Below are 12,595 nucleotides of genomic sequence, written 5' to 3'. Positions count from 1 at the left end.
CAGTCTGATGCCGGTCATCGAAGGCGCGCTCCGTCACGGGAACGGTCGCGTTCTGCCGTGGCGCCGCCAACGTTGCCGGCTCCGGTGGGTGTGCCAGCAGTGCGGCGGCTGCAGCCGCGGCGCTCGCCGCGACGATGCTGCCGATGCCGACGAGAGGCCGCCGGGGCCCACGCCTGCGGGTCATTCGGTCAGCCAGAGCGACAGCGGATCGAGGGAGCATCGGCGCGCGCTCCCGGACATCGCATCGAACGGGAAGTCGCCCTTCTCGTTGTCGCGCGACCAGCGCTGCTTGCTGTAGGTCTTGTCCACCAGACCCGCGGCCTCCAGACACGCCACCTGGATCGTCGCTTCGTCCTTCTTCTCCGGATTGCGGCGTACCTGCTCGAAGAGGACCGGGATCCAGCCGGCCCACTGCGATTCGCACTGCTGGAGGATCGGGTCGGCGCGGTCGAAGAAGTCGTCGGGGTACGACCCCGACTTCGAGCCGAGGGAGAATCCCCCGGATCCGTTCCAGGCGATCGTCAGGCCGGCGTCCCCGAGGCAGGACCGCACATGTGCTCTGCTCTGCTCGTACTCCGTCGCGGTGACGACGCCGTCGCGGAGCACATCGCGTTCCCACTCGCTCTTCGCATCGGCGAACCCCTTCTGAAACTCGCTGGCCCACGGACCATCGAGAGAGAGCGTTTGCCTCGTCTTCGGAGTCGACGACGAACAGCCGGCCAGGGCTCCAAGCACCGCCATGCCAGCCGGGACGACGGCGATCGCGCCGGTGACCCTCTGACGCATGCCTAGGACCTGAGGGAGTAACCGTAGGAGACGACATTGGGCCAGCACGCCGCCTGCCGGGACCACTGCCCGGCCACCACTCCCACCATCGCCAGCGCCACTGCTGACGCGCCGACCAGGATCTTTCTCATTCCCATTCGCTCCGTTCGCGGAGAAATTCTCCGTGACCGACTCTAGGGATCATTCATATTGGACGCAAAAATATGAATTCATATTTGTGCTAATGCGCCCGACGCGGTCGCTGCACCGCACCGACGGCGAGCGCCACGAGCGCCACCTCGGCGGGGAACACGAGGTGCCACCCGGCGAGCACGAGGAGCCCGGCCGCGAGCACGCACGAGAGGAGCGCCATCCACCAGCCGAGGGAGCGCGCGGGGAGCAGCCGCAGCGCCGACGCCACGCCCAGGCCGTAGACCGCGGCCGCGATGCTGGTGTGGACGAGGATGAACGGCGGGAGGTCGCCGCTCGCCAGCACGACGACGGAGTACACGGCCATGACGACGGCGGAGAGCAGCAGGCCACGCCGCGCGACCGCGCCGTTCTCGACGCCCCGGCCGAACCAGGCCGGAAGGTCGCCGTCGCGGCCCATGGCCGCGCCGAGCTTGCTGAACGCCGCGAGGTAGGCGTTGAAGACACCGGTCACGACGATCGCGGCGATCACGGCCACCACGACGCCGCCTCCGGCGCCGGTCGCGACCCGGACCAGGTCGAGGAGCGGCACGTCGCTCGTGGCCGCCTTCTCGCCCAGCACCACGACCGTGACGGCCTGGATGGCCAGATAGGCGACGGACACGATGATCAGCGCCAGCGCGGTCGCCCGTGGGATGTCGCGCCGCGGGTGGCGGAACTCGCCGCCGATCCCGGCGACGGCCTCCCAGCCGGCGAACGCCCAGATGTAGAGGCTCATCGCGAGCCCGACGCCCGCCCAGCCGTGCGGGAGCAGCGGATCGAGGTTCTCGGGCCGGGCGTGCGGTGCGGCCGCCGCCAGCACGAAGATCAGCACGGCGACGAGCGCGCCGGAGAGCACGAGCTGCACGGACGCGGCGAACCGGACGCCGAAGGCGGTGACGACGACGGGGATCACCATCAGCCCGATGGCGATGAGGGTCGTGCTGATGGTGTCGCCGCCGATCACCGCGACGACGTATCTGGCCGTCATCAGCGCTGCGATCGGCGCACCGATGGGGGTGCCGAAGAAGAACCAGTACCCGATCACCCGGGCAGCGCCGGGACCGAACGCCCTGCGCGCGAAGGTGGCGACGCCGCCGGCGTCGGGGTGCCGGCGCGCGAGCGCCGCGAAGGTGCTCGCGAGGGGGATGGAGATGAGTGCCAGCGCCGCGACGGCCAGGATCGCGCCGGGCCCGGCGGCCGCCGCGGCGAGCGCCGGGAGCACGAGGATGCCCGTCCCGAGCACCGCGGCGATGTACAGCGCGGTGCCGCCCGCCACCCCCAGCCGCCCGCGCGGCGGTTCCGGCACGCGCGGGTCGGGGAGCTCGGGCTCCGGACCGCGGGCGCGCGTGGTCGAGGGCCCGCGTTCCGTCATGTGTCCATGATGGCGCGGACCCCCGACAGGCGACCAGGCGGGGCTCACTGGGTCAGGTCGTACACCGTCACCCCGTCGACCGTCTGCGCGGTGAATGTGTCGGCCACCCACGCCGCGATCTCGCTCGACGAGCTGCTCCCGCCGTTGGCCTGTCCGCCGACACCGCCTGCGATGAAGTAGTGGATGCGCCCTTCGGACACGTACCGCTTGAATTGCGCGAGCGTCGGCGACGGGTCGGAGCCGTTGAAGCCTCCGATGGGCATGACGGGCTGCTGAGTCGCCAGCTGGTACCCGGCGGCCGCATTGGAGCCGACGGCCGCCGCCACCCAGGTGTACGACGAGGCGTCGGCCTTCAGGAGCGCGGCGAGCTGCGAGCCGGCGGTGCCTGCGCCGAGGAGGGAGCCCATCCCGCCCGTGCCGCCGGGAACCGTGCCGCCTGGAACAGTGCCGGTGCCGCCGGGAACCGTGCCTGTGCCGCCTGGAACAGTGCCGGTCGCGCCGGGCGCAGTCCCCGTCCCACCGGGAGCCGTCCCCGCACCGCCGGGAGGCATCCCCTGACCGCCGAAGCCGCCTGCCGCGCCGTTCGCTCCGCCCGGAGCGCCGAAGCCGCGAGCACCGCCAGGGCCGCCCATCCCACCGGCGACCGTCGGCCCCGCGGTGACGATGGACCCGGTGTGGGCCGTCGTCACCGTCTGGATCGTGTACGCGAGCGGAGCCAGCAGCCCGGCCACCAGGGTCGTGGCGATGGTCGCCGCCGCGAGCGCGCGACGCGGAGGCAGCGTCAGCAGCACCGCCGCGACGATGGCCGCCGCCAGCACGACGACCTTGAGCCACGGCAGCCAGTCGGTCGCGCGGTCGAGGAGCACCCAGGCCCAGACCCCTGTCCCGAGCACGACGACCGCCGACACGATGCGCACCCAGAGCCGCTCGCGCGCCAGCCAGAGCGCCGAGGAGCCGACGGCGACGGTGACGGCGAGTGCCGGAGCGAGCGCGACCGTGTAATAGGCGTGGAAGATGCCCACCATGAAGCTGAACGCCAGCGCGGTCACGATGAGCCAGCCGCCGAAGACGAGCAGGGTCGCGCGGCGGCCGTCGGTCCGTGCCATCCGCCGGCCGAGCACGAGCGCGACGACGAACACCACGAGCGCGGCGGGCAGCAGCCAGGCGATCTGGCCGCCGATCTCGTTCTCGAACAGGCGCAGAATGCCGGTCTGCCCCCACATCCCGCCTCCGGCTCGTCCGCCGCCCCCGCCGGTGACCGAGCCTGTCTCGTCGCCGGTGAGGCGGCCGAGGCCGTTGTAGCCGAACGTGAGCTCCAGGAAGCTGTTGCTCTGCGACCCGCCGATGTAGGGCCGCAGCGAGGCGGGGACGAGCTCGACGATCGCGACCCACCAGCCCGCCGAGACGATCACGGCACCGAGCGCGGCGAAAAGGTGCAGGAAGCGCTTGCGCCACGACAGCGGCGCCATCGCCAGATAGACCCCGGCCAGCACGGGGAGGATGAGGAACGCCTGCAGCTGCTTGGTGAGGAACGCGAACCCCACGGCGACGCCCGCCCACACGACCCAGCGCAACCGGCCGCTCTCGATGCCCCGCAGAGTGAGATATGCGGAGAGGGTGAGCAGCAGCACCAGCAGCGCGTCCGGATTGTTGAACCGGAACATGAGGGCGGCCACGGGCGTGATGGCCAGCACGCCGCCGGCGAGGAGGGCGGTCTGTGCGCTGAAGCGGCGGCGCACGGTCGCGTAGACGATGGCCACCGTCGCGACGCCCATCAGCGCCTCCGGCACGAGGATGCTCCACGAGCTGAGCCCGAACAGCCGAACCGACAGCGCCATGATCCACAGGCTCGCGGGCGGTTTGTCGACCGTGATCGAGTTGGCGGCGTCGCTGGAGCCGTAGAAGAACGCCTCCCAGTTCACGCTCCCGGCCTGCACGGCCGCGGAGTAGAAGGAGTTCGCGTACCCGCTCGCCGCGAGGTCCCACAGGTAGAGCAGGGCGGTGAGGGCGAGGAGGCCGAGCAGGGCGGGGCGCTCCCAGCGGGCGGCGTCCTCCCGGCCGCGGACGACCCGCCGCAGAGCGGAACGGATGCGCGCGCCGGGCCGTGGCGCGGACGCCGCTCCCGTGGTCGGGGACACTGACGCCGGAGGGGTGGTGACGGTGACGGACATGGCGATCACTCGCTTTCGGTGGAGGTGAGGGTCAGGGGGGCGGAGGGCACAGCAGGATCGGGCGCAGAGACCCCGGGGACGGCCCGGGGCCGCCGGAACACCCACAACCGCAGCAGCACGAACCGCAGCAGCGTCGCGACGAGGTTGGCCGCGGTGAGCACGAGCAGCTGCAGCTGAGCGGACGCGTGCGGAGCGGCGGCGTGGAGCACGGCGAGCGATCCGCTGGTGAGGGCCCAGGCGATGCCGAACACCACGAGCCCTTGGAACTGGTGCTTCACCATCCCGGGTCCGTCGACACCGAAGGTGAAGCGCCGGTTGGCCCAGGTGTTCGCGATCGCCGTGAGCAGCAGCGCCGCCAGGTTCGCGACCTGCGCGCTCAGCACGCTCTGCAGCAGCAGGTACAGCACCGCGTATGCAGCGGTCGACAGCACGCCCACGATCCCGAATCGCAGCACCTGCCCGAAGAATCCGGGCGGGCGCGGCGGCGTGAAGGGCCGGCGGCCGAGTTCGGCGTAGACCGCCTCCAGCGGGATGCGGCCGCGGGCCAGATTCGTGCCGACGCGCAGCATCCCCTTGAGGTCGTCGGTCGCGGTCCGCACGATGTCGACCGAGCTGTCCGGGTCGTCGACCCAGTCCACCGGGATCTCGTGGATGCGCAGCCCGGCCCGTTCGGCGAGGATGAGCAGCTCGGTGTCGAAGAACCACCCGTCGTCCTCCACCAGCGGCAGCAGCCGCTGGGCGACATCCCGGCGGATCGCCTTGAACCCGCACTGTGCGTCGCTGAACCCGACGGACATGGCGCGCCGCAGCAAGAGGTTGTAGCTGCGCGAGATGAACTCGCGCTTGCCTCCGCGCGCCACGCGCGCGGAGCGCCCGAGGCGGGTGCCGATGGCGAGGTCCGAGTGGCCCGAGAGCAGTGGGGCGACCAGCGGAGGAAGGGCGGCGAGGTCGGTCGAGAGGTCCTCGTCCAGGTAGACGAGCACCTCGGCGGGAGAGGCGCCCCACACCGCTTTGAGGGCGCGACCGCGCCCCTTCAGCGGCAGGTGCACGGCGACGACGTGCGGCAGGTCGGCCGCGAGAGCGTCGGCGATCGCGGGCGTCGCGTCGGTGCTCGCGTTGTCGGCGATGGTGATGCGCCACGTGTAGCGCATATCGGCGCTCAGGTAGGCGTGCAGCCGGCGGATGGATGTGTCGAGCGTCGCCTGCTCGTTGTAGACGGGCACGACGACGTCGAGCGCCGGCGGGTGAGGGAGGGTTTCGTGCGTCATGCCGACACCCTCCCGTCGTGACATTCCTGTGACCTTTCGCATGCCTGTGGGTCGTGAATGTCTTTGCTGCGCACCTGCTATGCGCTGCACATCCGCTCCCCGAGGGTTACGGTCCACCCGGTGCCGCGGGAGGATGTGCGGCAGAGGAGGTCCTGTGCTCGGACTCGAACTGGTCGTCGTCATCGGCTTCACCACCCTGCTGACGAAGGTGATCGCTCGGAAGACCGGGATCGCCCAGCCGCTCCTCCTCGTGGGCATCGGGGTGCTGATCGGGTTCATCCCGCTGTTCCGCGACATCGAGCTGGCACCGGAGGTGGTGCTGTTCCTGTTCCTCCCGGCGATTCTCTACTGGGAGAGCCTGACCACGTCGCTGCGGGAGATCCGCTCCAACCTGCGCGGCATCGTCCTGATGAGCACGGGGCTGGTCGTCGTGACCGCGGCCGCCGTCGCCGTGCTGGCGCACGCGATGGGGCTGCCCTGGGGTGCGGCCTGGACGCTCGGCGCCGCCATCGCCCCGACGGACGCGACGGCGATGACGTCGTTCACGCGGTCCCTCCCCCGCCGCAACGTCACCATCCTCCGCGCCGAGAGCCTGGTGAACGACGGGACGGCGCTGGTGCTGTGGTCCCTGGCGGTCGGGTTCACCGTCGGCGACACCGACGTGAGCGTCGGGGCGATCTCGCTGACCCTGCTCATCGCCTACGTCGGAGCCGGCGTCATCGGCGCGCTGGTCGCCTGGGTCGCCATCCTCGCGCGGCGCCGGCTGCGGGATGCGATCACCCAGAACATCGCCATGCTGCTGACCCCGTTCGTGGCGTACCTGCTGGCCGAGCTCGTCCACGCGTCCGGGGTGCTCGCCGTCGTGGTCGCCGGGCTGATCATCAGCCAGGCCGGTCCGCGCATCGGCATCGCCGAGGGGAGGAGGCAGTCCGACGCCTTCTGGACCTTCACGACCTTCCTGCTCAACGCGAGCCTGTTCGTCCTCGTCGGCATCGAGCTGCCGCGGTCGACGATGGAGCTGGCTGCGGTGGACGTCGGGATGGGCCTGGTCGCGATCGCCGCCGTCACGGCGGTCATCGTCGCCGTCCGTTTCGCCTACCTGTTCGGCACCGTGTACCTGATCCGGCTCATCGACCGGCGCCCGCAGCAGAGGAAGCGGCGGATGAGCGACCGGGCGCGCGTCGTGAGCGGGCTCGCCGGATTCCGCGGCGCCGTCTCCCTCGCCGCCGCCCTCGCCGTCCCGGCCACGCTGGAGAACGGCGATCCCTTCCCCGGCCGCGACTTCATCGTGTTCGTCACCACCGGCGTGATCGTCGTGACGCTCGTCGGGCAGGGGCTCGTCCTCCCGGCCGTCGTGCGCTGGGCGCGTCTGCCTTCCGACGAATCGGTCGGCCACGAACTGCGGCTCGCCGAGACGAGCGCCACCCGGGCCGCGCTCGACGAGCTCCCCGAGATCGCCCGGCGACTCGGAGTCGACCCCGAGGTGAGCGAGCGGATCCAGGGCGAATTCGAGGAGCACCTCGAGCTGCTCGAGGTGGAGGACGAGTCGCGCGACGGCGAAGAGGCGAACGAGCGGAGCAGGCAGGACACCGAGCTGCGGCTGGCCCTGCTGCACTGCAAACGGGAAGAGGTGGTCCGGCTGCGCGACGAGGGCGAGATCGACGACATCGTGCTGCGGGACATCCAGCGCAAGCTCGACGTCGAGGAGGTGCGGCTCACCGGGCGTGAGCCTGGCGAGTGACGGGTGAGTGACGGGCGGCCCTACCGGGCACGCGGGGAGCCGTCTACCATCGCGCTCAGAGCATCCATGCGACAGCGAGCCGGGAGGGACGCCATGAGCGACGCCAAGGAGAACTGGCCGGAGACCCCGTCGGGCGAGCCGATCGACACCGACGCCATCGCCGAAGGGGGCGGGGAGGGGCCGTACGACGCCGACGGCATCTTCGAGCCGGAGCACGACGAGTTCGACCCGCTCGAGGACGACAGCGGCAACTGATCCGCCCGGGCCACTTGTCCCCCGGTCGTGTACCCCGCTAGGGTCGTCATCAGACAGGCCGCCCGAGGGGAGGGGTGCAGCGTGACGACTTTCGAATCACCGATCGGGAACGTTCCGAAGCCCGGTCAGGATGTGCATCTGGTGCGGTGGGTGCGCTCGGCGGACGGGTGGTCGAGCGAGACCCTGCTCTGCACCTATCTGGGCTGCACCTCCGACTCCTGGATCGTCGACTCGCGCGGCGAGCAGGTGTCGCTGGCCCGCGACGAGTGGTCGCAGTTCGCGTTCTGACGCATCACCGGGGGTCGGGCGCACCTGACCGGCGTCTAGAGACCGGCCTGCCCGGCCAGCACCTCGACGGCCAGCCGCCAGTCCGCTGCGGGGATGCCATCGCCGGCCTCCTCCTCGCCGGGGAGCCGCGCGACGAACGCCGGCCACAGCTCGCCGGTGTCGTGCACCTCCTCGATCAGGCCCAGGTACTCGCCGCCGTAGTAGACCTCCCAGGCTGCTGTCGCCGTCGGGCTGTACATGAGGGTCAGCGGCAGCGAGCCGTACGTGTAGACGGCGTGCTGGTGGGCGAGCTCCTTCTCCGTCATGACCGCAGGATAGGCGCGATCCCTCGCGGGCGGAAGGGCGCATGACCGTGCGTGAACGCACGTGCCCGCAGGACCGTTCAGGCCACGACCAGGTCGTCGTCCTCCGACTGCTCATGGGTGGCCGAGACGGCCAGCGCGACAACGTCGCGCATCCGCCCTCGCCGCTCGAAGGCCACGCGCTGACGGCCGGCGCCTCCGCCGGTCGCGAGGATGCGCGCGAGTCCCCGCCGCACGAGCATCAGGTCGCCGCTCGCCTCGAGTGCGGCCGAGGTGTGCGACAGCAGCGCGTCGACGGCGTCCACCGCAGGCACCTCCCGCCAGGTGACGGGATGCGGAAGCGAGCCGCGGACGCCGGTGAGCGCCGCCTGCCACTCGGCGAGCCGGAGCGCCGCCGACGGCACCGCCGCGGGCGGGACGCCGGCCTGCCAGTCCGCCGCCGCGGTGTCGACGAGAGCGCGGACCAGGGCCGCGATGACCGCGGCGTCCCTCGCGTCGAGGCAGACGTCCGCCACGCGCACCTCCACCGTCGGCTGCTTGTGCGAGACGCGCGCGTCGAGGTACAGCATCCCCGTGTCGAGGATGACGCCGGTGTCGACCAGGAAGCTCTCGAACCGGTCGTACGCCTCCACCGATCCGAACACGTCGGTCGGTCCGGCGCTCTGCCACTGGTGCCAGGCGGCGAACCGGTAACTGGCGTGCCCGGTGTCCGCTCCGCCGAAGAACGGCGAGTTCGCACTCAGGGCGAGCAGCGTCGGCAGCCAGGTGCGGATGCGGTCGAGCACCGCGACGCCCTCCTCGCGCGACCCGATCCCCACGTGCACGTGGAAGCCGCAGACGAGGGTGCCCCGCGCGGTCAGCCCGTAGCGTTCGATCATCTTCGCGTACCGCGGGTCGTCGGTCACATGGGGGCGCAGCCGCATCGGGGACATGGCGACGGCGATCGCGCGGGCGCCGTGCCGCTGGGCGAGTCCGTCGGCGAGCTCGCGGCCGCCGACGATGTCGAGCAGCAGCTCGCTGGTCAGCAGCTGCGGACGCGTCTGCGTCTCGATCATCTCCTGCTGGAACTCCGCGCTCACGGACGGCCCGTCGACGACCGGCGGCGCGTCCGCGAGGACGGACGGGGCAACCGGCGTTGCCATCCCGCGCGCGTCGACCAGGAGGAGCTCCTCCTCCACCCCGAAAGTCCTCACGAGACCACTATCGGCGAGCGCGTGCGGACGGACAATACCCGATCCGCCGTGAATGTGCCGTGCATCCGTTCGGGCCGGGCAGGCGGTCGGGCCGGCAAAGTATCGCCCATTCGCACATCCGTTGCGGTGTCTGTGCCCGATCCGGCCGATCATCGCGTACCTGCATTGCGAGCGCGGCCACGCTGCCCCTATAACTGACCCAACGGCGCAACGAATCGCCGCCGCAGTGATGCGAGATCGAGGAGCCTCCATGTGGGACACGGCGACACGGATCCCCTTCGATCCGGCCCTGCTGACCGAGCGCAGCGACACTGCGGCACGGGTCCGCCTGATGGCACTGCTCGTCCGGCAGCCGGGCATCACCATGGATGAACTGCACGGGATGCACCTGCCCGGCCTGTTCGCCGACCTGCGGTCCTTCCACCGTGCGGGCCTCATCCGGACCTCGACCACGCCGCCGCGCTTCTTCGAGCGCGACACCCGCGTGTACCCGGTGTGCGACGGGACCGGCGACGGGACCGCACCGTCCTGACGGCGCCGCTCTAGACTCCGGGGCATGGCCGAATCAGTGGACGAGACCACAGCGACCGATGACGAGCTCGAGCGCTCCTGGCGGCGCGCGCTCGACGGCGACGCGCACGGATGGGAGCGGCGGTTGGCGGCGGACAGCCGGCTCCCCGGTCCCCGCGCCAACCTCGAGCTCGCCCACCGCGTGGCCGATCTCGCGCAGCGGACACCGCCCGAGCGGCGAGCCGATGCCCTCCAGCTCCTCCGTCGCTGGCTGACCGACGAACCGGACCTTCCCGAGCCGCACCGTGAGTACCTCGCAGCGGTGGCGGCGCTGTCGGTGGGAGCGATCATCGCCGCCGAGCCGGACCCGGATGCGGCGGCGCTCCTCGATGAGGCGACCGCCGACCCGCGCTGGCGCGTGCGCGAACTCGCAGCGACCGGCCTGCAGCGGGTGCTCGCCGTGGAGTGGGATCGGGGCCTTCGCCAGGCGCACGCGTGGCTGCTCGCCGGCCCCCTTCCCACTCGTGCCGCCGTGGCCGCCGTCGCGGAGCCCGCCCTGCTGCGCGACCCGCGCCACGCCGCGGAAGCGGCCTCCGTCGTCGAGCGCGCGGTCGATGTCCTGCTCGCCGTCCCGGCCGCCTCGCGCCGCGATCCGGACGTCCGGGTGCTCCGCCAGGCGCTCGGCTACGCGGTCAGCGTCATCGCGGCGGCCGACCCCGATTCCGGAGTGCCCCTCCTGGAACGGCTGGCCACTTCGACCGACGCGGATGCGCGCTGGGTCGCCCGTGAGAACCTCACGAAGGCGCGGCTGCGGCCGCTCGCCGACCGGCTCGTCGTCGCCCGCGACGCCCTCAGCCGACCGTGAGGGTGCCGTCCTCCGCGAGCGTCCACCCCGGGTTGAACGCGACCTCCCAGACGTGCCCGTCGGGGTCGGCGAAGTAGCCGGAGTAGCCGCCCCAGAACACGCGCTCGGCGGGCTTCAGGATGCGCGCGCCCGCGGCCTCCGCCTGGGCGAACACACGGTCGACGTCCTCCTCCGACCGCTGGTTGCACGCCAGGGTGATGCCGCTGAACGTCCCGTCGACCGGGTAACGCGCATCCTCCGCCAGCTCGTCTCGCCCGAACAACGCGAACGCCATCCCGGGCAGCTGATAGAAGACCACCCCGTCCTGCGCGTCGGCGGGCGTCCAGCCGAGTCCTTCCTCGTAGAAGGCCCGGCTCCTCGCCAGGTCGGCCACCCCGAGCGTCACGAGACTGATGCGTTGGTCCATGCCCCGAGGCTAGCCCCGACCGCCGACTCCCGAACCCTGGGCCGGGGCCCGGGGCCCGAGGCCCGAGGCCTGTCGCACCGGCCGACGACCGGATGCGGGCTAGCGGCCGAGCGCCTGCTCCACGTCAGCCAGCAGGTCGTCCACGTCCTCGATGCCGACGGACAGGCGCACGATGTTGTCCGGCACCTCGAGCGCGGTCCCGCGGACCGACGCATGCGTCATCTCGGACGGATAGCCGATCAGCGACTCGACGCCGCCGAGCGACTCCGCCAGCTGGAACACCTGCGTCGACTCCGCGAACCGGCGGGCGGCCGCGGCCCCGCCGGACAGGGCGACGGACAGCATCCCGCCGAAACCGCTCATCTGCCGTACGGCCAGCTCGTGGCCGGGGTGCGTCGGCAGGCCCGGGTAGTAGACCGTCTCGATGCCGTCGCGGCCGACCAGCGCCTCCGCGATCGCCTGCGCGTTCGCACTGTGCTGGCGGACGCGCACCTGCAGCGTCTTGATTCCGCGCGTGGTGAGCCACGCGTCCATCGGCGACGAGACGGCACCGGCGGCGAACTGGATGAACTGCGCCTTCTCGGCGAGCTCCTCGTCGGCGAAGATCAGGGCGCCTCCGATGACGTCCGAATGGCCGCCCAGGTACTTGGTGGTCGAGTGCACGACGACGTCGACGCCGAACGCCAGCGGCTGCTGCAGCGCCGGCGACGCGAACGTGTTGTCGACGACGACGACCGCGCCCACCGCGTGGCCGAGCTCCACGAGCGCCGCGATGTCGCTGATCTTCATCAGCGGGTTGCTCGGAGTCTCGATCCACAGCATGCGCGTGCCGTCGGTCCCGAGCGCGGTGCGCACCGCGTCCAGGTCGGTGAGGTCCACGGTGGTGTTGCGGATGCCCCACGCACGGTGGATGCGATCGATCAGCCGGTGGGTGCCGCCGTAGGCGTCGTTGCCGAGCACGATGTGATCGCCCGGGCGGAGCGCCGCGCGGAGGAGCGCGTCCTCCGCCGCCAGGCCCGACGCGAACGACAGCGCGCGGACGCCGCCTTCCAGCGACGCGAGGAGCGTCTCGAGCGAGCTCCGCGTCGGGTTGCCCGCCCGCCCGTACTCGTAGCCGTTGCGGAGGCCGCCGATGCCGTCCTGCACGAACGTCGAGGTCTGGTAGATCGGCGGGATGATCGCGCCGGTGGTCGGGTCGAACTCCTGACCCTCGTGGATGGCGCGCGTGGCGAAACCGTGTGTCATTGTTCCTGTTTCCTGTGTGGGT

13 protein-coding genes are annotated in these 12,595 nt (G+C 71.6%); 5 read left to right on the top strand and 8 right to left on the bottom strand.

Going from position 1 to position 12,595, the window contains the following annotated elements:
• Positions 1–180: 180 nt before the first annotated feature.
• The 4 genes from BJ963_RS18680 to BJ963_RS18665 form a co-directional block, all read right to left on the bottom strand.
• Positions 181–786, bottom strand: a complete 606-nt coding sequence (locus tag BJ963_RS18680; protein ID WP_179457923.1) for a hypothetical protein — start codon at positions 784–786, stop codon at positions 181–183.
• 220 nt (positions 787–1,006) lie between these two features.
• Positions 1,007–2,329, bottom strand: coding sequence for an APC family permease (locus BJ963_RS18675; RefSeq protein WP_179457922.1), 1,323 nt, complete (start codon positions 2,327–2,329; stop codon positions 1,007–1,009).
• Between the two features lie 44 nt (positions 2,330–2,373).
• Positions 2,374–4,509 carry a glycosyltransferase family 39 protein gene (locus BJ963_RS18670; RefSeq protein WP_179457921.1) on the bottom strand — a complete coding sequence of 712 codons (2,136 nt, stop codon included), beginning with the start codon at positions 4,507–4,509 and terminating at the stop codon, positions 2,374–2,376.
• Positions 4,506–5,768 carry a bifunctional glycosyltransferase family 2/GtrA family protein gene (locus BJ963_RS18665; protein WP_179457920.1) on the bottom strand — a complete coding sequence of 421 codons (1,263 nt, stop codon included), beginning with the start codon at positions 5,766–5,768 and terminating at the stop codon, positions 4,506–4,508. Before BJ963_RS18665 ends, BJ963_RS18670 begins: the two co-directional genes overlap by 4 nt.
• A 154-nt stretch (positions 5,769–5,922) precedes the next feature.
• Between BJ963_RS18665 and BJ963_RS18660 the strand changes: the two genes are divergently transcribed.
• The 3 genes from BJ963_RS18660 to BJ963_RS18650 all read left to right on the top strand — a co-directional run bounded on the left by BJ963_RS18660 (position 5,923) and on the right by BJ963_RS18650 (position 8,052).
• On the top strand, positions 5,923–7,509 hold the full coding sequence (locus BJ963_RS18660) for a Na+/H+ antiporter (RefSeq protein WP_179457919.1): 1,587 nt from the start codon (positions 5,923–5,925) through the stop codon (positions 7,507–7,509).
• Between the two features lie 93 nt (positions 7,510–7,602).
• Positions 7,603–7,764 (top strand): hypothetical protein, encoded by a 162-nt coding sequence (locus tag BJ963_RS18655; protein WP_172824212.1) that lies wholly within the window; start codon positions 7,603–7,605, stop codon positions 7,762–7,764.
• Between the two features lie 81 nt (positions 7,765–7,845).
• The gene (locus BJ963_RS18650) at positions 7,846–8,052 is read left to right on the top strand and encodes a hypothetical protein (RefSeq protein ID WP_018189822.1); all 207 of its coding nucleotides are present in this window, start codon (positions 7,846–7,848) and stop codon (positions 8,050–8,052) included.
• Between the two features lie 35 nt (positions 8,053–8,087).
• Here BJ963_RS18650 and BJ963_RS18645 read toward each other — a convergent pair whose 3' ends face one another.
• Positions 8,088–8,357 carry a hypothetical protein gene (locus tag BJ963_RS18645; protein WP_179457918.1) on the bottom strand — a complete coding sequence of 90 codons (270 nt, stop codon included), beginning with the start codon at positions 8,355–8,357 and terminating at the stop codon, positions 8,088–8,090.
• A 77-nt stretch (positions 8,358–8,434) separates the two neighbouring features.
• Positions 8,435–9,547, bottom strand: coding sequence for a glutamate--cysteine ligase (locus BJ963_RS18640; protein ID WP_343037321.1), 1,113 nt, complete (start codon positions 9,545–9,547; stop codon positions 8,435–8,437).
• Between the two features lie 250 nt (positions 9,548–9,797).
• Here BJ963_RS18640 and BJ963_RS18635 point away from each other — a divergent pair, with 250 nt between their 5' ends.
• The gene (locus tag BJ963_RS18635; RefSeq protein ID WP_179457916.1) at positions 9,798–10,079 is read left to right on the top strand and encodes a hypothetical protein; all 282 of its coding nucleotides are present in this window, start codon (positions 9,798–9,800) and stop codon (positions 10,077–10,079) included.
• 24 nt (positions 10,080–10,103) lie between these two features.
• Entirely contained in the window at positions 10,104–10,922 is an 819-nt protein-coding gene (locus BJ963_RS18630) for a hypothetical protein (RefSeq protein WP_179457915.1), read from the top strand.
• On the opposite strand, the gene BJ963_RS18625 is transcribed toward BJ963_RS18630, so the two are convergent.
• Together BJ963_RS18625 and BJ963_RS18620 are read right to left on the bottom strand one after the other, a co-directional pair.
• Complete coding sequence (locus tag BJ963_RS18625; protein WP_179457914.1) at positions 10,909–11,328, bottom strand: VOC family protein; 420 nt, start codon at positions 11,326–11,328, stop codon at positions 10,909–10,911. The two genes, BJ963_RS18630 and BJ963_RS18625, sit on opposite strands and share 14 nt — an antisense overlap.
• A gap of 99 nt (positions 11,329–11,427) precedes the next feature.
• Positions 11,428–12,573, bottom strand: a complete 1,146-nt coding sequence (locus BJ963_RS18620) for a cystathionine gamma-synthase (RefSeq protein WP_179457913.1) — start codon at positions 12,571–12,573, stop codon at positions 11,428–11,430.
• Positions 12,574–12,595 lie beyond the last annotated feature (22 nt).

It is taken from the genome of Leifsonia soli (assembly GCF_013408745.1).
In the GTDB taxonomy this organism is placed as follows: domain Bacteria; phylum Actinomycetota; class Actinomycetes; order Actinomycetales; family Microbacteriaceae; genus Leifsonia; species Leifsonia soli.
Note: the sequence above shows the minus strand (reverse complement) of the source record. Positions and strands in the feature narration are given on the sequence as shown.

Bases quoted from the DNA above. Each gene is read 5' to 3' on its own strand.
- BJ963_RS18680 (WP_179457923.1), bottom strand. From the start codon at position 786: ATGCGTCAGAGGGTCACCGGCGCGATCGCCGTCGTCCCGGCTGGCATG.
- BJ963_RS18675 (WP_179457922.1), bottom strand. From the start codon at position 2,329: ATGACGGAACGCGGGCCCTCGACCACGCGCGCCCGCGGTCCGGAGCCC.
- BJ963_RS18665 (WP_179457920.1), bottom strand. From the start codon at position 5,768: ATGACGCACGAAACCCTCCCTCACCCGCCGGCGCTCGACGTCGTCGTG.
- BJ963_RS18655 (WP_172824212.1), top strand. From the start codon at position 7,603: ATGAGCGACGCCAAGGAGAACTGGCCGGAGACCCCGTCGGGCGAGCCG.
- BJ963_RS18645 (WP_179457918.1), bottom strand. From the start codon at position 8,357: ATGACGGAGAAGGAGCTCGCCCACCAGCACGCCGTCTACACGTACGGC.
- BJ963_RS18635 (WP_179457916.1), top strand. From the start codon at position 9,798: ATGTGGGACACGGCGACACGGATCCCCTTCGATCCGGCCCTGCTGACC.
- BJ963_RS18630 (WP_179457915.1), top strand. From the start codon at position 10,104: ATGGCCGAATCAGTGGACGAGACCACAGCGACCGATGACGAGCTCGAG.
- BJ963_RS18625 (WP_179457914.1), bottom strand. From the start codon at position 11,328: ATGGACCAACGCATCAGTCTCGTGACGCTCGGGGTGGCCGACCTGGCG.
- BJ963_RS18620 (WP_179457913.1), bottom strand. From the start codon at position 12,573: ATGACACACGGTTTCGCCACGCGCGCCATCCACGAGGGTCAGGAGTTC.